The organism is Streptomyces sp. NPDC001770 (genome assembly GCF_053596135.1).
In genome coordinates, this window is the sequence record NZ_JBSFFN010000073.1 from 1 (window position 1) to 17961 (window position 17961).

At 72.0% G+C, this 17961-nt stretch carries 15 protein-coding genes; 6 read left to right on the forward strand and 9 right to left on the reverse strand.

Features of this window, described 5'->3' with window-relative positions; all coding sequences use genetic code 11:
- Positions 1-203 precede the first annotated feature (203 nt).
- Complete coding sequence (locus ACWCSV_RS33815) at positions 204-1493, forward strand: DUF6986 family protein (RefSeq protein ID WP_451148955.1); 1290 nt, start codon at positions 204-206, stop codon at positions 1491-1493.
- 47 nt (positions 1494-1540) lie between these two features.
- Here the strand turns inward: ACWCSV_RS33815 and ACWCSV_RS33820 are convergent, their stop codons facing one another.
- On the reverse strand, positions 1541-2569 hold the full coding sequence (locus ACWCSV_RS33820; RefSeq protein ID WP_451148956.1) for a LacI family DNA-binding transcriptional regulator: 1029 nt from the start codon (positions 2567-2569) through the stop codon (positions 1541-1543).
- Between the two features lie 174 nt (positions 2570-2743).
- On the opposite strand from ACWCSV_RS33820, the gene ACWCSV_RS33825 reads away from it, so the two are divergent.
- The gene (locus tag ACWCSV_RS33825) at positions 2744-3670 is read left to right on the forward strand and encodes an ROK family protein (RefSeq protein ID WP_451148958.1); all 927 of its coding nucleotides are present in this window, start codon (positions 2744-2746) and stop codon (positions 3668-3670) included.
- A 138-nt stretch (positions 3671-3808) separates the two neighbouring features.
- Complete coding sequence (locus tag ACWCSV_RS33830) at positions 3809-4342, forward strand: hypothetical protein (protein ID WP_451148960.1); 534 nt, start codon at positions 3809-3811, stop codon at positions 4340-4342.
- 328 nt (positions 4343-4670) lie between these two features.
- Here the strand turns inward: ACWCSV_RS33830 and ACWCSV_RS33835 are convergent, their stop codons facing one another.
- The 4 genes from ACWCSV_RS33835 to ACWCSV_RS33850 all read right to left on the reverse strand — a co-directional run bounded on the left by ACWCSV_RS33835 (position 4671) and on the right by ACWCSV_RS33850 (position 8731).
- Positions 4671-4847 carry a hypothetical protein gene (locus ACWCSV_RS33835; RefSeq protein WP_451148961.1) on the reverse strand — a complete coding sequence of 59 codons (177 nt, stop codon included), beginning with the start codon at positions 4845-4847 and terminating at the stop codon, positions 4671-4673.
- An 847-nt stretch (positions 4848-5694) separates the two neighbouring features.
- A complete protein-coding gene (locus ACWCSV_RS33840) occupies positions 5695-6300 on the reverse strand; it encodes an N-acetylmuramoyl-L-alanine amidase (RefSeq protein WP_451148962.1) in 606 nt (201 codons plus the stop codon).
- Between the two features lie 1272 nt (positions 6301-7572).
- Entirely contained in the window at positions 7573-7836 is a 264-nt protein-coding gene (locus tag ACWCSV_RS33845) for a hypothetical protein (protein ID WP_451148964.1), read from the reverse strand.
- Between the two features lie 430 nt (positions 7837-8266).
- The gene (locus ACWCSV_RS33850; RefSeq protein WP_451148966.1) at positions 8267-8731 is read right to left on the reverse strand and encodes a hypothetical protein; all 465 of its coding nucleotides are present in this window, start codon (positions 8729-8731) and stop codon (positions 8267-8269) included.
- 2 nt (positions 8732-8733) lie between these two features.
- Between ACWCSV_RS33850 and ypfJ the strand changes: the two genes are divergently transcribed.
- Entirely contained in the window at positions 8734-9627 is an 894-nt protein-coding gene (ypfJ, locus tag ACWCSV_RS33855) for a KPN_02809 family neutral zinc metallopeptidase (protein WP_451148968.1), read from the forward strand.
- A 649-nt stretch (positions 9628-10276) separates the two neighbouring features.
- On the opposite strand, the gene ACWCSV_RS33860 is transcribed toward ypfJ, so the two are convergent.
- Positions 10277-10537, reverse strand: coding sequence for a hypothetical protein (locus tag ACWCSV_RS33860; protein ID WP_451148970.1), 261 nt, complete (start codon positions 10535-10537; stop codon positions 10277-10279).
- A 439-nt stretch (positions 10538-10976) separates the two neighbouring features.
- Here ACWCSV_RS33860 and ACWCSV_RS33865 point away from each other — a divergent pair, with 439 nt between their 5' ends.
- The gene (locus ACWCSV_RS33865; protein ID WP_451148980.1) at positions 10977-12014 is read left to right on the forward strand and encodes an NUDIX domain-containing protein; all 1038 of its coding nucleotides are present in this window, start codon (positions 10977-10979) and stop codon (positions 12012-12014) included.
- 73 nt (positions 12015-12087) lie between these two features.
- Here ACWCSV_RS33865 and ACWCSV_RS33870 read toward each other — a convergent pair whose 3' ends face one another.
- Positions 12088-13452 carry a M20/M25/M40 family metallo-hydrolase gene (locus ACWCSV_RS33870; protein WP_451148972.1) on the reverse strand — a complete coding sequence of 455 codons (1365 nt, stop codon included), beginning with the start codon at positions 13450-13452 and terminating at the stop codon, positions 12088-12090.
- A gap of 192 nt (positions 13453-13644) precedes the next feature.
- Between ACWCSV_RS33870 and ACWCSV_RS33875 the strand changes: the two genes are divergently transcribed.
- Positions 13645-14877 carry a geranylgeranyl reductase family protein gene (locus ACWCSV_RS33875; RefSeq protein WP_451148974.1) on the forward strand — a complete coding sequence of 411 codons (1233 nt, stop codon included), beginning with the start codon at positions 13645-13647 and terminating at the stop codon, positions 14875-14877.
- Positions 14878-14910: 33 nt separating this feature from the next.
- Here the strand turns inward: ACWCSV_RS33875 and ACWCSV_RS33880 are convergent, their stop codons facing one another.
- Entirely contained in the window at positions 14911-15879 is a 969-nt protein-coding gene (locus ACWCSV_RS33880) for a DUF389 domain-containing protein (protein ID WP_451148976.1), read from the reverse strand.
- A gap of 325 nt (positions 15880-16204) precedes the next feature.
- Complete coding sequence (locus ACWCSV_RS33885; RefSeq protein WP_451148978.1) at positions 16205-17824, reverse strand: LPXTG cell wall anchor domain-containing protein; 1620 nt, start codon at positions 17822-17824, stop codon at positions 16205-16207.
- Positions 17825-17961 lie beyond the last annotated feature (137 nt).

Sequence of the window (17961 nt, forward strand, 5' to 3'; positions counted from 1 at the left end):
ACCTCCCCGGCCGAAGACACACGCGGGGAACGGCACGACGGCCACGGGCCGGGACCACGCGGACACCCCCGCACGGCCCCGGCCCGTCGCCGTACACCGTTGACGCGTGTCCCGTCGCGCTTATAGCTTCGCCATGCGGATCATCGATTCCGGTCAGCGGAAGTTCCGGCCGGCGGACGTATCGAGAGCGTGGAGGTGCGGTCATGGGCCGACGGGCTGAAGTGGCGACGAGCCTCGACGACGCGGTGGGCGAGGAGATCGGCGCGTCCCTCGCGGAGGTGGACGCGGAACTCGCACGCCGCTACCCGGGCGACCCGGGCACCCGCCAGCCCGTGCACACGGTGTACGTACCGGCCGACGCCTTCGACGCCGCGACCGTACGTTCCTGGGGCGACCGGGCGCTTGCCGCACTCGACGAACACGCCCCGGACGCGGCCTCCTTCGCCGCCGTACTCGGCCTCCCCGAGGAGTTCGCCGTACCTGTCCACGACAGGGTGCGCGCCAAGCTCGAGCGCGAGCCCGTGGAGGACCTGCGGGTGGACTTCGAGGACGGCTACGGCAGACGCCCGGACGCAGAGGAGGACCAGGCCGCCGCCCGCGCCGCTGACCTGGTCCAACGGGCGTACGCGGACGGCGGCGCGCCCCCGTACGCCGGCATCCGGATGAAGTGCATGGAGGCTTCCGTGCGCGCGCGGGGGATCCGCACCACGGACGTGTTCCTCACCGGGCTCGTACGCTCCGGCGGGCTGCCCGACGGGCTGGTGCTCACGTTGCCGAAGGTCACCTACCCGCAGCAGGTCCTCGCCTTCGTCCGGCTGCTCGACGCGTTCGAGCGGGCGCACGGCCTGGACGAGGGGCGGCTGCGCTTCGAGATCCAGATCGAGACCAGCCAGTCGATCCTCGCGGCGGACGGGACGGCCGCCGTCGCGAGGATGATCGACGCCGCGCGGGGCCGGGCCACCGGCCTGCACTACGGCACCTTCGACTACAGCGCGAGCGTGGGCGTCAGCCCCGCCCACCAGGCGAGCGACCACCCGGCCGCGGACCACGCCAAGGCCGTCATGCAGGTCGCCGCCGCGGGCACCGGCGTACGGGTCTCGGACGGCTCCACCAACGTGCTGCCGGTCGGCCCCACCGACCGCGTGCACCGGGCCTGGCGGCTCCACTACGGCCTCACCCGCCGCGCTCTGGCCCGCGCGTACTACCAGGGCTGGGACATGCACCCGGCGCATCTGCCGACCCGTTACGCGGCCGTCTACGCCTTCTACCGTGAGGGCCTGGACCAGGCGGCGGCCCGTCTCGCCGGGTACGTCGCCAAGGCCGGCGGGGACGTCATGGACGAACCCGCCACCGCGAAGGCGCTCAGCGGCCATCTGCTGCGCGGCATCGACTGCGGGGCCCTGGACACCGAGGAGGTCACCCGGCTGACCGGGCTCGGCCGCCGGGAGCTGGACGCGTACGCGCGAACCGGCCACGGCGCCGCGGCCGGCTGAGTACGGCGGCCGCGCCTTCAGCGCCGGCCGCCGGGTCTTCCGCCGGCTCAGGCCGGGGGCAGCTCGCCCGAGCCGCGGGGTACCAGGGTCGTCGGCAGCTCCACACGGGCGGTGGCGTGTCCGCCGCCCTCCAGACGGCGGAAGAGGTGCTCCGCCGCGGTGCGTCCCACCGCTGCCGCGTCCTGCGCGATCACCGTGATGCCGAGCAGGTCGGCCAGCTCGATGTCGTCGAACCCGACCAGTGCGACCGGCGGTTCGCGGTCGGCGAGCACTCGTACGGCGGTCACGGTCACCCGGTTGTTGCCCGCGAAGACCGCGGTCACCGGCTCAGGTCCTGAGAGCATCTCCTCGGCGGCGGCGCGCACCCGCTCCGGGGCGGTGACCCCGAGGGAGACCCACCGGTCGTCGACGGCGATGCCCGCGTCGGCCATCGCCGCGTGGTAGCCGCGCAGCCGCTCCGTCGTCGTGTGGATGCGCGGCTGGTCGCCGATGAAGCCGATCCGGCGGTGGCCGTGGGCGATCAGGTGGGCCACGCCCTGCCGGGCGCCGCCGAAGCTGTCGGAGAGGATGGTGTCGGCGTCCACGAGACCCGCCGGCCGGTCCACGAATACGGTCGCCACCCCGGCCCTGATCTCCGGCTCCAGATAGCGGTGGTCGTCGCCCGCGGGGATCACGATCAGCCCGTCCACCCGCCGCGCGCAGAGCGCGAGCACCAGCTCCTGTTCGCGCACCGGGTCCTCGGCGCTGGAGCCGTTGATCAGCAGCGCCCCGTGCGAGCGGGCCACCTCTTCCACGGCGCGGCTCAGCGGACCGTAGAACGGGTCCGCCAGGTCCTCCAGGACGAGTCCGATGGACGCCGTACGGCCCTTACGCAGAACGCGGGCGCTGTCGTTGCGGCGGAAGCCGAGGGCGTCGATCGCCTCCTGCACCCGGCGCTCGGTGTCGGGTGTGACTCCGGCCTCGCCGTTCACCACCCGGGAGACCGTCTTGAGCCCTACTCCGGCCCGCGCGGCCACGTCTTTCATGGTGGGCCGGTTGCCGTAGCGGGGCTCGGAATGACGGGCGGTCTCGGCCACAGTGCGCTGTCCTGTCGTAGGGTGCGTCGACACCGGTGTCAACGCCGCGGGGGATCGGGGCTGTGGCGTCGAGCATAGGCCCTGGACAACGTTGTCATGGCAATACAGACTGTGCAGACCACAAGGACGGAACCAGCAGGTCCGCCCTTCTACTCATCCGGAGAGCCAAGGCCCATGCATACCGACCTCGTCGCAGCCCTCGATATCGGCGGCACCAAGATCGCCGGCGCGCTGGTGGGCGACGACGGCACGCTGCTCGTCCGCGCGCAGCGGCCGACGCCCGCCAAGGAGTCCGGCGAGTCGGTCATGGGGGCAGTGGACGGGGTCCTCTCCGAGCTGATGGCCTCGCCGCACTGGGAGCGCGCCTGCGCGCTGGGCATCGGCAGCGCCGGTCCGGTGGACGCCTCGGCCGGCACGGTCAGCCCGGTCAACGTTCCCGGCTGGCGCGACTTCCCGTTGGTGGACCGGGTGGGCGGGACGATCGGCGGGCTGCCGGTCACCCTGGTCGGCGACGGCGTGGCGATGACCGCGGCCGAGCACTGGCAGGGGGCGGCCCGGGGGCACGACAACGCACTCTGCATGGTCGTGTCGACCGGGGTCGGCGGCGGTCTCGTCCTCGGCGGCAGGCTCCACCCCGGACCCACCGGAAACTCCGGCCACATCGGCCACATCAGCGTCGATCTGGACGGCGACCCCTGCCCCTGCGGTGCGCGCGGCTGCGTCGAGCGGATCGCCAGCGGCCCCAACATCGCGCGCCGGGCCCTGGACAGCGGCTGGCAGCCCGGACCCGACGGAGACACGACGGCCCGCGCCGTGGCCGCCGCCGCCAAGGCGGGAGACCCCCTGGCCCAGGCGTCCTTCGACCGTGCGGCCCAGGCGCTCGCCGCCGGGATCGCCGCCACGGCGACCCTGGTCGAGATCGACATCGCGGTGATCGGCGGGGGAGTGGCCGGGGCCGGTGACGTACTCTTCGCCCCACTGCGGCGGGCCCTGGCCGACTACGCGACGCTCTCCTTCGTACGCAACCTCACGGTGACCCCCGCGGTGATGGGCAACGACGCCGGACTCGTGGGAGCGGCCGCCGCGGCCACCGTGCGCTGAGACGTACCCGGGCCCGCCGCGACCCGCCGCGCCCGGGGCGGACATCCCTCGGCGGGCGCGGTCGGCCGACGATCCGGAGGCCGGATCCCACAGGTGCGCCGACCGGCGCGGTCCACAGTGCGCAGGACGGGGGAAACCATGAACCGGCCACTGCTGTTCCTCGATGTGGACGGGCCGCTCAACCCCTACGCGGCCAAGCCGGAGAGGCGCCCCGACGGATACACCACACTCAGAGTTCCGCGGAACGACACCCGTCGGAGCGACGGTGGCCTCCTGTCCCGCCGCACCCTGCGAGTCTGGCTCAACCCGGACCACGGACGAATCCTGCTCCAGCTCGGCTTCGAGCTGTGCTGGGCCACCACATGGATGGACGACGCCAACCGCTGGATCGCACCGGTCCTGGGCCTTCCGGAACTCCCCTTCGTGGACTTCGGCGCTGTCCTGCTCCTGGAACGCCCTGACGGAGTCCACTGGAAGACCGGGCCGCTGGTGGACTACGCGGACGGCCGTCCGTTCGCCTGGGTGGACGACGAGCAGAGCGAGCCGGACCAGACCTACGTAACCGCCCATCACCAGGGTCCCGGGCTCCTGCGCCACGTCGATCCACGGATCGGCCTACGGGAGAACGACTTCCACGCGCTCGCCGACTTCGCCCGGTCGCTGGACACCTGACGGAACACCGGCTGAGCACCGGCTGAGCACCGAGTCGGCTCTGCCGACAGCGTCCACTCGAGGGCAGGACCTTTGCGGTACAGCCCGCGCGGAGTGGCTGGAGCGGCCATCTCATACGGGATGCGATGCCCCGAAAGCCGGAGAGACGGACCGGGCGGGCCACGGAAGGCGCTCGCCCGGCGCGTGATACTTCGGCCCGTTCTGCCACCACGCTGCGGGGCCTGTGCCCGGGCAGTGGCAACGGCCGGCGCAAGCAGGCGGCCGGCCTTTTCGCTCCGCCGTCTCTTCCGGAAGGGCGGAAACCCGGCGCGCCCGGGGCGGACACCGCTCAGCGGACGCGGTGGGCCGAGGACCCGGCGACCACCACGAGGAAGGCGTCCCGGTCCAGGTCCATCACGACCTCCACCGTGAGCCCCTCGCCGCGGCGCGCGGCCGCGAACTCCTCGGCGGGCCAGCTGCCGCGCGGCCCGCCGGCGGGAAACTGCTTGAGCACCGTCCGACGCATGGTGTGCCCCCTCTGCCGTTGTGCGCGGTCTCGCCGGACCGCCCGATCGCGTGCTCCCGTGACGGCCCGCCGCCTTCCGCCGGGCCACCGGTTCCGCGTGGCCGGTACGTCGGGGCGTCCGCCGACGGGTACCCCGTCCACGGCTTCGTACAACAGGTTCGCCGCGCCGGGTTTTCGCCACAGGGTGTTCCGGGCAAGCCACAGAAGGCTGGAGCCCCTCCGGACGGCCGGGCCGCGCCGAGGGACGGGACCCGCGTCGCGGACGCGTCGAGGGCCGCGACGTCCACGGCGCCGGCCGACGGGCCGAGCGTCCGCGACGCGACGAGCTGCACGCTCCGGGCGGTGAGCGTCTCGGTCTCGCGTTGGCAGCCACACGCCTCGCACAGCCCGCTGGCCCCGGCCCGCCCGCAGTCCTCGCACGCCGGAACCTGGCGCGTCCTGGCGGCGACGGCGGCGGCCTGCCGCGCGAGTCCGGCCTGCTCCCGGGCGGCGTCACGGGCAGCTTCACGCTCGGCCTCCTGGACGCGAGCCTCCTCCCGCCGCCGCACGAAGTGCTCCGCGTCGGCGGGGAGGACGCCCGCCCACTCGGCGGCGATCTTGCGGTCGGGGGCACGCGCGGCGGGCATCGGGCAGACCGAGGATGCACGCTGCCGGAGGGCGCGTCCCGGTCTGCGGTGAGGGTCGTACCGCGGGCGGTCATCCTTTTTCCGAACCTGTTTGTGCAGGACCTGTGCGCTTTCACCAACTCATCACGGAGCGCCAGGGAGCCGAACCGATCACGGTGGCAGCAGACGAACTCCCTGCCCGCAGTCTTCCTTCCCCCGCTCGGCCGGACAGCACGGAGAGGTCAGGCCGTGTTGACCAGCTTCATGTACTTCGTCCAGTCCCAGTTCGGACCCGGATCCGTGTGGTCCGTGCCAGGAACCTCGACGTGGCCGATGATGTGCGTACGGGTCTTCGGGATGCCGTAGCGGTCGCAGACGGCCGCGGTGAGCTTCGCCGACTGCTGGTACATCACGTCGGTGAACCACTGCGGCTGGTCGACCCAGCCTTCGTGCTCGATGCCGATGGAGCGCGTGTTGTAGTCCCAGTTGCCGGCGTGCCAGGCGATGTCCTTCTCCCGTACGAACTGCCCGATGTAGCCGTCGCCGGAGGCGACCATGTAGTGCGCGGACACCTGGCGGGCCGGATCTTCGAAGATCCGCATCGCGTCCTGGAAGGTCTCTTGGGTGACATGGATGACCACGTAGTTCAGGGGGTAGCTGCTCGGGCGGCTGGAGACCGTGTAATTGGAGGTGCTCGCCGGTATCCAGTGCGTCACGGGATAGGGGGCTGCTGCGGCGGCACGGGCGGCGGCCAATGGCCCCAGCGCGGCTGCAGCGGCGGTGACGGCGGCGCCCTGCAGCAGGCGTCGGCGCGAGGTTCTGACGGCGTGGGGGCTGGGCTGATCCATGGGGGCTCCCTGGGGAGAGGAGTGGGGCACTCAAACGTGAGCCGTGTCCATGACAATGGCGCGTCTCATGATGAGCCCCCTCCACACCCCCTGCCAAGACCTTCTGGGGCATGCCAAAGGGCCGACCAAAGGCGGTAGGCACCAGGGATCGGCCGCGGAGCGCAGCGAGGGGACGCCGAATCCGTCACGCGGACCGGATCAGCCGGGGTCGTTTCCGCCTGGCGCGGGCTGAGAACTGGCTGTCCCTCAATCTCGTATCGGCCCGTGTCCGTGCGGATCAGGCCATGACCCCAGTGGGCTGCACAATGCTGCTTCTCCCGCCGGAGTTCCTATTGCCACCAACCAGCCGTTCTTCGACGGTTCTTCGATCACGCCCCGCGCAACGTCCCCTGAAGCACCGCCTCGAGCAGCCGTGGATGGTTCAGGGCGACCGTTCCAGCACCGTATCTTGAGCGTCCCCCCGGCGGCACGACAGCAAGATCGGCGGCGCGGCCGACGCGCGTGAGGCCCGCACCGGGTGGGTGCGGGCCTCACGCGCCGAGTAGGGGCGGGGGTTACCCCAGGCGGGTGGCGGTGTTCTCCAGGAGCGCGGTCGCGGCGGTGGTGTCGTGCCCGAGGACGAGGGCCTGGTGCGGGAGGGCTGCGAGGGCCCGGGTGAGTTCGGGGGTGGGGCCGGTGAGGGGCAGCAGTCCGAAGATGTCGGGGTAGCGGTCTTCGGTGGCCGCGTTGAAGAAGTCGCCGTCCTGGACGCCCCGGGTGGTCTCGGTCAGTGCGGGGTCGGCGCCGGGCTGGATGTTCGGAAAGAGGATGCCTTGCGGCGTGGCCCTCGGTGGCGAGGTTCGTGCCGAGCCAGGTGGTGAGCTGGTCGGGGAAGAACTGGGGCTTCAGCTCCTTGCAGGATGCCTTCCACCACGGCGTGCGGTCCCCGGCGACGAGGGCGTCGGTGACCCGCTGGTGCTGGGCGGGGTGCATGAGCTCGCCGTCGAGGACGCGTCGGCGGACCGGTTCGTAGAGGCAGAGGGAGTCGAGGAACCCGAAGCCGATCGCGGCGGCGGACGGCCGGGGCAGGATGCGGACCTGGCCGTCCAGGACGCGGACGAAGATCCGGTCGTTGGCCGGCAGCCGCCATCCGGCCCGGGCGAGAAGGAACCCGGTGGTGGTCTTCCCGGCGACCTTGTCGCCGAGGGCGAGGACCGTCGCTCCGTCGGGTCGGTGACGGCGGAGGCGTGCGGGATCTGCCAGCCATCGGCGAGGAGCCTGCCGCGGACGACCTCACGGGCAAGGCGGGCGGCGGCGGTCGCCACGGTGATCTCGTCCCGTCCGGCGATCACCATGCGGCTGGTGTGGGGGGTTCCACTGGTGGGCGAGTCCGCTGCCGGGCTGGGCGGCCGCCACGACGCCGTCCTCGTCCGCCCGGTGAATGAGCCGGTCGCCCGCGAACTCCGTCTCCACCGGGCTTCCCGCCGCGGTGACGTGCGCGGTCATCTGCTCGACCTGGTCCGGGTCGACGCCGGCGGCCACCACCGCGCCGTTCACGTCCGCCGGGCTACCGCACAGGACCGGTCCGCTCCCGGGCCCTGGACCTCCACCACCAACTCACCGGCCGCCACCGCGAACACCTTGGCAGCGCACTCACCCGACCGGCCCGGCACGGCCGACGTGCTCTGGCAGGCGGCAGGACCTCTGGGCGCTCGGGCATCCCTCTGCAGAGAGCGCCCGCCTGCCTACTGGGCACCATGGACTTTGAGGGCGGAGCACCCCCACGTCGGCGGGGAGGACAGGGAGGGAGCCCCGGCCGTGCTCATCGGTGAAGTCCTCCCCGCCGACGCGGGGCTGTTCCGGCCGTGGAGATCTCCGCCGAGCAGCGTGGAGTTCGGGCGCAAGGCGTTTCCTCCCCGTCGACGCGATCAGGGCCTGGCGCGCGAGGTCGAGACCAGAGGGCTCCGGCTGGACGGTGCTCACGCGATCACACCGCCCCGGTGGTGGTGCCGACGACGGTAGGGGCGGCCGGCTCCGGCAGCCAGGCCGCCCACGACGCCACCCCGGCCCGGGCGACCCGGCGCCCCGTGGCCTGCTCGCGCAACTGCTCCAGGCGCACCGTCAGCAGGTGCTGGGCGACGCGGTCCCGGGCGGCGGTGGATGCTTTCGTCGCGGCGGCGACGGCGGGCTCGCCGCTGGGGTTGTGCCGGAACCAGCGGCGCCCCTGCTCGGTCCGGTAGGCCGGGGCGGCCGCAGTTTCGTTGGTGCTTCGCCTTCGGGTGGTGGTGAGGGGCGGGCCTCGCTCCTCGGTGCTGCCGCACCAGGGCCGTCGGGCGGGGCCGCCGGGACGACACTCCCGGCGGGCCCGTATCCCGTGCGGGTGGGACGGCTTCTCGGGGGTACGCGAGCCGAGCGACGCAGGGCGGACCGGCGCGCTGTGAGGGAGAGTCACTGATGAGGTTCGACGACGACGCCGCACTGGACACCTCCGAGGTCCAGGACGGCCGTGGCGGGGCGCTCGGCGGGATTCCCGGTGGCGGAAGGACGGTCGGCGGAGGGGTGGTCGGTCTGCTGGTACTGGTCGCCTCGCTGGTGTTCGGGATGGACCCGGGCCTTCTCGGCTCGGACCCCTCCGACGGCGCCCGCCGATCCACGGGGACCGATACCGGGGGCCTGGCGGCGGACTGCCGGACGGGTGCCGACGCCAATACGAAGGACGACTGCCGGATCGTGGCCGTGGTCGACAGCGTCCAGGCGTTCTGGAAGCAGAACGAATCGGCTGCGGGGAAGTCCTACACGCAGGCACCGACCCGGCTGTTCACCAACAGCGTGAGCACCGGCTGCGGCGACGCGACGTCCGAGGTGGGCCCCTTCTACTGCTCCGCCGACGACAAGGTCTACCTCGACCTTGGCTTCTTCGACGAACTCACCAGCACGTACGGTGCCGAGGGAGGCCCCTTCGCCGAGGCGTACGTCATCGCGCACGAGTACGGGCACCACGTCCAAGACCTCAGTGGCACCATCTCCCGAGGGCGCGGCCAGGGGCAGAACAGCGGATCGGTGAAACTGGAGCTCCAGGCGGACTGCTTCGCCGGAGTCTGGGCCCACCACGCGACCACCACCCCCGATCCCAGGAGCGGCAGGCCCTTGATCACCGAACTGACCCAGTCGGACATCGATCGGGGACTGGACGCGGCCGCGGCGGTCGGTGACGACCGGATCCAGGAGAAGTTCCAGGGCGAGGTCACGCCGGACACCTGGACGCACGGTTCCGCGGCGCAGCGGCAGAAGTGGTTCACCGCCGGTTACCGGACGGGCGAGATCGCCGACTGCGACACCTTCGCCTGAGACGGGGTCGGTGCCGATGCCGCCCGATGCACGGGGTCCCGGATGCGGGCCCACGGCCGAACACGCCGCCGTGGCGGCGCCCTCCAGGAGGTGAGGTGTCGGCTCCGGGCAGCCGGAACGCCCCCCCCCCCGAGCCACGGCAGGCCGCGTCGCCTTCCGCGTCGCATCCGGGGCGATGAGGGGGTGGCAGCTTTGTAAAGTGGCTTGACGGATCAACTCGCACAGCGGGAGGTCGCCGGGGTGACACCGGCGGACCCTGGCCGCGAGGGCTCTCGCGGACACGTCTCACGCGGCGACGAGGAGAACCGTTGAACAGTCGATCTGCCCTGCGACCACGTCTGTTGGCGGTGGTGGGGGCCACTCTGCTGCTCGCCTCCTGTTCGAGTGCCGGCGGGGATGACCACCGGACGACGGACGGGCGCGCCTCGCACTGGGGAACGGCATGGGCGCCCCGGAGGCATCGGCGTTCATGAAGATGGCAGTCCCCGAGAATGCGACGGAGGTGAAGGGCGCCGTGCAGATCAATCCGCAGGAGGACGTCTACCTGCGCGCCTCTCGCGGTCCAGTCGCGCGTGGCCGCCCACTGCTGTGGGCGGCCACTCTGCTTACTGCTCTCGGTCCTGCTCGGCGGCGGGCCGAGGTGACGGTGTCAGCTGTTTGTGGAGACTGCCATGTCCTTGATGCCGGTGTTGCCGGGGACGCTGTTGAAGGACCCCCAGGTGCCGGTGGTGTAGTTGCCGTTGGCGTTGTAGATCTCGTTGTTTCCGGCGATGGCGAAGAGGTGGACGGTGTTGCCGGTGTCCGTGACGGCGATGCTCTCGATGCTGCTATTGCCGGGGATCTTCTTGAAGGCACTCCATGTTCCGGTGGCGTTGTTGTCGACGCCCACCCGTCGAACGAGGCATGGCACGGCTGAAGTCCTGGCAGATTTCCCCAGATCCCGCATCAGCCCCAACCATATGACCGTCATCGCCTGAGCCATCCTCACTCTGGACAGGCAACGCTGAGAACGCTCAATGTTCCCGGATCGGCTTCGCGAGCTGGACCGGGGTGGCCTGCCCGGCTGCCCGGATCGAGCGCCGCCGCACCGACCGCAAGACCGGCAAGGTCACCATCGCCACCGTCTGTGCGGTCACCAGCCGCCATGAGCTGCCCGGTCTGGAGGGAACGTACAGCGAGGTGACGAGCGCGATGGAAGAACGGATCGCTGGGTATCTCCAGAGGGTCTGGGAGAAGTCGGTCGTGAGAGCCGGGCTGTGGACACCCCCATTTCCCACACCTCTCCCAGACGAACCGGTAAAACCCGCTCCGCCGCTGGTCAGCGGCCCTCCGGTCTTGGAGTACTCGTGATTGTCGTCTGGGTCAACGGTGCGTTCAGTGCGGGCAAGACCAGCGCGGCCTGCGAGCTGCTCGATCTGATCCCGAACAGCACGCTGTACGACCCCGGGCTGACCGGCGCCGCGCTGCGCGGGCTGCTGCCCCAGAAGCGGCTGGCGGAGGTGACCGACTTCCAGGACCTGCCCATCTGGCGGCGCCTGGTCGTCGACACCGCGGCGGCGCTGCTCGCCGAGGTCCCGGGCACGCTGGTGGTCCCGATGACGCTGCTGCGCCAGGAGTACCGCGACGAGATATTCGGTGGGCTCGCCTCCCGCCGCATCCCCGTCCACCACGTGCTGCTCCTCCCAGAGGAAACGATCCTGCGCGAGCGGATCTCGCAGCGGCACGCGTCTCCCGAGGAGCCCGAGCGGAGCCGGCGGGCCCGCCGCTGGTGCCTCGAACACATCGAGCCCTACCGCGCGGCCCTCCCGTGGCTCACCGCCGACGCCCACGTCATCGACACCGGTGCCCTCACCCCGCGCGAGACCGCGCTGCGGATCGAGGAAGCGGTACGCACCGGCGCGGCCGGAGAGTGCGGGATCGTCCAGAACCCCTCTCCGACCGCCGAGACCGTCGCCTCCGGCGTCCTCCTCTTCGACGAGCACGGCCGGGTCCTCCTCGTCGATCCCACCTACAAGGCCGGCTGGGAGTTCCCCGGCGGGATCGTCGAGGCGGGCGAGGCGCCGGCCCGGGCGGGAGTCCGGGAGGTCGCCGAGGAGATCGGCCTGGTCCTGGCCAGCGAGCCCAGGCTGCTGGTGGTCGACTGGGAGGCGCCCCGCCCGCCCGGCTACGGCGGCCTGCGGTTCCTCTTCGACGGGGGTGTACTGCGGGCCGAGGACGCGGCGGGGCTGCGGCTCCAGAACTCCGAGCTGCGGCAGTGGCGTTTCGTCACCGAGGAGGAGGCCGCCCGGCTCCTCCCGCCGACCCGCTACACGCGGCTGAGATGGGCGCTCCGGGCCCGCGAGCGCTCCACCGTCCTCAACCTGGAGGCTGGGGTGCCGGTCGGCTGAGAGAGCCGGGCAGGGCCGTCGTCGGGGGCGGGGGCCGGTGCGCCCGGCCCCCGCCCCCGACGACGGCTGGCCGTCAGCCCTGGCGGGACACCGCGTAGTTCTGGAGGAACAGCGCCTCCGCGACCGAGAGGCGCTCCAGTTCCTCCGGCGAGACGCTCTCGTTCACCGCGTGGATCTGCGCCTCCGGCTCGCTCAGCCCGATGAGCAGGATCTCCGAGTCCGGGTACAGCTGCGCCAGCGTGTTGCAGAGCGGGATCGACCCGCCCATGCCCGCCGTCTGCATCTCCTCGCCCGGGTACGCGACCCGCATCGCCGCCGCCATCGAGGTGTACGCGGGGCTGGTCACGTCCGCGCGGAACGGCTGCCCCTGGCCCACCTGTTCGACCGAGACGTGCGCTCCCCACGGGGCGTGCGACTCCAGGTGAGCGGTCAGCAGCTTCGTCGCCTCCACGGCATCCTGGCCCGGCGGAACCCGCAGGCTGATCTGGGCCCGCGCGCTCGCCTGCACGGACGGCGTCGCACCGACGACCGGCGGGCAGTCGATCCCGATCACGGTCACCGCGGGCCGCGCCCAGATGCGGTCCGCGACCGTACCCGTGCCGACCAGCTCCACCCCGTCCAGCACCTTCGCGTCCCTGCGGAAGTCGTCCTCCGGGTACTGCAGCCCGTCCCACGAGGTCTCCCCGGCGAGCCCGTCCACCGTCGTCGTACCGTCCTCGGACCGCAGCGAGGCGAGCAGCTGGATCATCGCGGCGAGCGCGTCCGGGGCCGCTCCGCCGAACTGGCCGGAATGCAGGTTGCCCTCAAGGGTGTTGAGCGTCACGCGCAGCATCGTCATGCCGCGCAGGGTCGCGGTGACGGTCGGCAGCCCGACCCGGAAGTTGCCCGCGTCGCCGATGACGATCGTGTCCGCGGCGAGCAGCTCCGGGTGCTCCTCGGCGTACCGCTCCAGGCCGCCGGTGCCCTGCTCCTCGGACCCCTCCACGATCACCTTCACGCCGACCGGCACGCCGCCGTTCGCCTTGAGGGCGCGCAGGGCGAGCAGATGCATGATCAGGCCGCCCTTGCAGTCAGCCGCTCCGCGGCCGTACCAGCGGCCGTCGCGCTCGGTCAGCTCGAACGGCGGAGAGAGCCAGGCGGACTCGTCGAGCGGCGGCTGCACGTCGTAGTGGGCGTACAGCAGCACGGTCGGGGCTCCGGCCGGGCCGGGGAGGCAGCCGTAGACGGACTGGGTGCCGTCGGGGGTGTCCAGCAGTGCGACGTCCTGGAATCCCTCCGCGGTGAGCGCGTCGGCGACCCAGCCGGCCGCCGCCTCGCACTCGCTCTTCGGGAACTGCGCGGGATCCGCCACCGACTGGAACGCCACCAGTTCGCTCAGCTCCGCCTTGGCGCGGGGCATCAGCGAGGCAACGGTTTCGGGGATCGGACGGGCGGTCATGAAACGCTCCTTGTGAGTGCGGTGCCGGGTGGTCGTGCGAGGCGTGCACGGCCGTGGACGATGCCGTTTGTCCGGCGTTGTCCGTACGACGAAAACACTGCCGATCCTCCCACAGCGGACCCTGGCCGGATCGCGCCGTAGGATGCCGTCAGTAGCTGGGGCAACTGGTCGGATCGGGAGCAGAAGCACATCGTGAGCAGCGAGAACGCAGACGCCGAGCGTGAGCACGAAGAGTCGTCGGTGTGGGACGTCGTGGTAGTCGGTGCAGGGCCGGCCGGTGCCTCCGCGGCATATGCGGCAGCCGTCGCGGGCCGCCGGGTCCTCCTGCTGGAGAAGGCGGAGCTGCCCCGCTACAAGACATGCGGCGGCGGGATCATCGGATATTCACGCGATTCGCTTCCGCCGGGGTTCGAACTGCCCCTGCGGGACCGCGTGCACGCCGTCACCTTCTCCCTCAACGGAAAGCTGGCGCGTACCCGCAAGTCGAAGCGCATGCTCTTCGGTCTCATCAACCGGCCCGAGTTCGACGCCCAGCTCGTCGAGGAGGCGCAGAAGGCCGGCGCGGAGCTGCGTACGGGTGCCTCCGTCGCGCGGGTCGAGCAGCACGGCTCGTCCGTACCGGACCGGCGCACCGTCGCGGTGGTGCTGGCGGGCGGCGAGACGGTGCTCGCACGGGCCGTCGTCGGGGCGGACGGCAGTGCCGGACGCATAGGCGCCCACGTCGGGGTGAAGCTCGATCAGGTGGACCTCGGCCTGGAGGCCGAGATCCCCGTCCCCGAGACGGTCGCCGAGGACTGGGCCGGGCGGGTGCTCATCGACTGGGGCCCGATGCCCGGCAGTTACGGCTGGGTCTTCCCCAAGGGCGACACGCTGACCGTCGGCGTGATCTCCGCCCGGGGCGACGGCGCCGGGACGAAGCGGTACCTGGAGGACTTCGTCGCCCGCCTCGGGCTGGCCGGGTTCGAACCGAAGATCTCCTCGGGCCACCTCACCCGCTGCCGCAGCGAGGACTCGCCGCTCTCCCGGGGCCGGGTCGTGGTCTGCGGCGACGCGGCGGGCCTCCTGGAGCCCTGGACCCGCGAGGGCATCTCGTTCGCGCTCCGCTCCGGCCGGCTGGCGGGGGAGTGGGCGGTACGCATCGCCGAGGCCCGTGACGCGGTGGACGCCCGGCGCCAGGCGCTCAACTACGCCTTCGCCATCAAGGCCGGACTCGGCGTGGAGATGAACGTCGGACGCCGGATGCTCAAGCTCTTCGAGCGCCGCCCCGGTGTCCTGCACGCGGTGCTCACGACCTTCCGGCCGGCCTGGAAGGCGTTCGCCGGGATCACCCGGGGGACGACCTCACTGGCCGAACTGGTCCGCACCCACCCGCTGGCGCACCGAGCACTCTCCGTGATGGACCGCCGGTCGGCCGAGAACGGCTGACCGGCCCCCGCTCCCGGGCGACGGCGGCCCGGTTCAGTCACCCGCCCCGGCCCGCCCCGCCCCGTCCGGGCGGGCGCGCCGGCGCAGTTGGAGCGCCCAGAAAGCCTTCTGGGCGAGGAGGGTGAGGGTGCCGGCGAGCACGATGCCGCCGAGGTTGGCGAGGAGCTGCTGCGAGGAGCCCGTGGTCTGCGCGTAGTCGGAGTAGCTGAACGCCACCGCCGCGTTGGCCGCGGCCGGGACCGTCGTCACCGAGATCGTCACCCCGATCAGCGCGGCCGACTTCGACGAGGTGAGCGACAGGGTCCCGGCGATCCCCGCGAGGAACGCCACGACGAACGACATCCGGTCCGGCTGCCAGATGAAAGAGGTGTTCGGCCGGTCCGCCTCCACCATCGCCCTCGTGAACAGCCCGCAGGCGTCCATGAGCCAGGCGAACCCGGCGGTCATCACCATCGCCGCCGCGAACCCGCCGACGAGCGCGGCCAGCGAGCGCGCCACCAGCCGGGGCGCGCGCTGCACCAGAGCGGTGGAAACACCTGCCAGCGGTCCGAACTCGGGGCCCACCGCCATCGCGCCGACGATCAGGATCGCGTTGTCCAGCATCACGCCGACCGCGGCGAGCATCGTGGCGATCGTCAGGAAAGCGACGTAGGTGACGCTGAACGTCGACTCCTCGTGCGTGACCTCCGTCAGCTCCTCCCACAGCACCGCGTCGGCACCCTCGCCCGGTGCCTGCTCCTCGGCCCGGTCGGCGTGCTCGGAGAGCGTCAGGTCCAGCTTCTCCACCGTGATGGAGCCCGAGCGGTCGATACCGATCCGGCGCAGCCGGCCGATCAGCTCGTCACCCGCCTCCCGGGCCACGTCGCAGAGCACCAGGTCGCCGGCGGGGGAGCGGGCGGCGCCCGGCAGCACGACGAGATGGGCGGTGCCCACGCTGTCGTCGAGCAGTCTCACCACCTCGTCCGTGCGGGCGGGCGGAACGATCAGACGCAGATGCAGCACAGGGCAGGCCTCCCGGGGGCGGCCCGGGACGCGTACGTCCGGGCCGTGAGGGTTCGCACGGCGGAAAGCCGTTGGACCTCTTGTACCTCGTTGTCGAGGCCGGAATCGGCGTGCCGGAGATTCGCACCGTCCGTGGCCGAGCAGCGACGGCGGATCGCCGGCGACCAGGGCGGACCGGACCGGCTGTCAGGCGTCCGCCGCAGCCGGCCGGGGCGGGGCCACGGTCACCCGTGCCCCGCCGCGTGGCAGCACCACGCCCGTCCCGCCGTCCGGAGCCGGGCGACGAGACGGGCATGGCGCACGCGGGCGACGCGCACGGGCCGGGTCAGGCCACTTCTCCGGTACGGGTCCTGCGCCTGCGGGCCACGACCACGACCGCGCCACCGGCGATCAGCGCCAGGGCGCCGGCCGCCGCGATCGCCGGTGTGGCGTCGTTGCCCGTCGATGCCAGGGTCCCCGAGGCGTTCGAGGAGCCCGGAGCGGCCGTCCCGGTCCTCACGGGGCCGTCGGACGCGGCCGGGGCCGCGGTCTCCTCGGCATCCACGTCCGGCGACGGGCCGGTGGTCCCCGGAGTGGCGGTGGCGGCCGGGGTCGTCAGTGTGATCTTCGCGGTGTTGTTCGACTTGTCGGTGTCCGCGTTCAGCTCGCCTCCCCACACGGTGGTCACGGTGGCGTCGCCCGCGGTGGTGGCGGGAGCGTTTTGTCCGACCTTGACGGTGAACGGCAGCTCCAGAGTCTCGCCGACGGTGAACGGCGATCCGACCGCGCACATGTACTCGGGGGCTCCCGGCGTGGGTTCGCCCACACCGCCACCCGTCCACACGCCGCACTCCGACGGGATCTTCACGGCGGTGGTGCCCTTGGGGATCTCGATCCGCACGCCGATCTGGACGTCGGAGCTCAGCAGGTTGAACGTGGCGGGACCGTTGTTGCGGACCTTCGTGGTCAGGACGGTCTCGTCGCCCGGGCCGGCATTCGCGGTGGAGCCGGTGAGCTCGATGTCGGCGGTGTTGTCGGCGTCGATCTGCCACTGGGCGTGGTCGGTCCTCACGACCGGGGGCGTCCCGTTCTCGACGAGTCCGAGCACCGGCCCGTCGGAGGCGGCGGCCGTGGGTACGGAGGTGGAGGCGGCTTCGATCCGGTAGTCGACGAACTCGTAGAGCGCCGTCCGCCCGACCTCGATGCCGAACCGCGAGGAGAGCCGGTAGGCCTTGCCGGGCTCGACCGGGGTGGTGATGCGGCAGACGGCGGTGTCCAGTTCGTGCCCGTGTGCCGAGGGAATTCCGGTGGACGTCCCGTACACGCAATTGGAGAACTTCTCGGCGAATACGAGACCGGGGGTCGCGGCGAGCGACAGGTTCACGGCGTCGGCGGTGAGTGAACCGGAGTTGGACACCGTGATCGGAGCGGCGAGGGTCGAGCCGGGGGCCGCGTCCTTCGTGTCCGGGATCCTGGCGATGCCGAGGTCCACCGCACCGACGGTGACCTTGACGGTCGTCTCCGTGATGCCGGCGTTGGACGAGGTGGCGAACAGCCGTGCGGTGCCCGCCGTGCCGAGCGCGGCGCCCGGCTTGGCGTTGACGTCCACGATGCCGCCGGTGGACTCGCCGGGGGCGATGTCCCGGCTGGGCCATGAGCAGATGTCGTCCACGCAGGGGAGGCCGGTGACGTCGGCGAATCCGGAGATGCCGGAGACGTCGACCTTGACGACCACGTCCTCGGCCGTGCTTCCGCCGGGCGCCTCGCCCGCCAGGCCCCAGCCGATCTGCGGCGAGTCCCCCCGGCCGGCGGGCTGGGGCAGCCCCACCTTGCTGTGGTCGGCCTGAAGCGTCAGGGCGGGGCCGGATTCTGCGTGGGCCGCGGGCCCCGCCACGAAGGCCGGGAGCAACGCGACGGCCACGGCGCCGAACACCGAGGACCAGGCACGCCGGCGTATTGATGACATCTGGTGTTTCCCTTTCCGTGCGCCGGAGTTGTCACACCGGCTGCTCGGTGTGACAACAACGGCGCCCGGGTTGTTGTGGGGGGTGATAGGAAGGGGGGGGGGTGTGGGTAGTGTGGTGTAGATTGGGTGTTGTTATT

Coding starts and splice junctions, on each gene's coding strand:
- ACWCSV_RS33815 (WP_451148955.1), top strand. CDS start 204: ATGGGCCGACGGGCTGAAGTGGCGACGAGCCTCGACGACGCGGTGGGC.
- ACWCSV_RS33825 (WP_451148958.1), top strand. CDS start 2,744: ATGCATACCGACCTCGTCGCAGCCCTCGATATCGGCGGCACCAAGATC.
- ACWCSV_RS33830 (WP_451148960.1), top strand. CDS start 3,809: ATGAACCGGCCACTGCTGTTCCTCGATGTGGACGGGCCGCTCAACCCC.
- ACWCSV_RS33835 (WP_451148961.1), bottom strand. CDS start 4,847: ATGCGTCGGACGGTGCTCAAGCAGTTTCCCGCCGGCGGGCCGCGCGGC.
- ACWCSV_RS33840 (WP_451148962.1), bottom strand. CDS start 6,300: ATGGATCAGCCCAGCCCCCACGCCGTCAGAACCTCGCGCCGACGCCTG.
- ypfJ (WP_451148968.1), top strand. CDS start 8,734: ATGAGGTTCGACGACGACGCCGCACTGGACACCTCCGAGGTCCAGGAC.
- ACWCSV_RS33870 (WP_451148972.1), bottom strand. CDS start 13,452: ATGACCGCCCGTCCGATCCCCGAAACCGTTGCCTCGCTGATGCCCCGC.
- ACWCSV_RS33885 (WP_451148978.1), bottom strand. CDS start 17,824: ATGTCATCAATACGCCGGCGTGCCTGGTCCTCGGTGTTCGGCGCCGTG.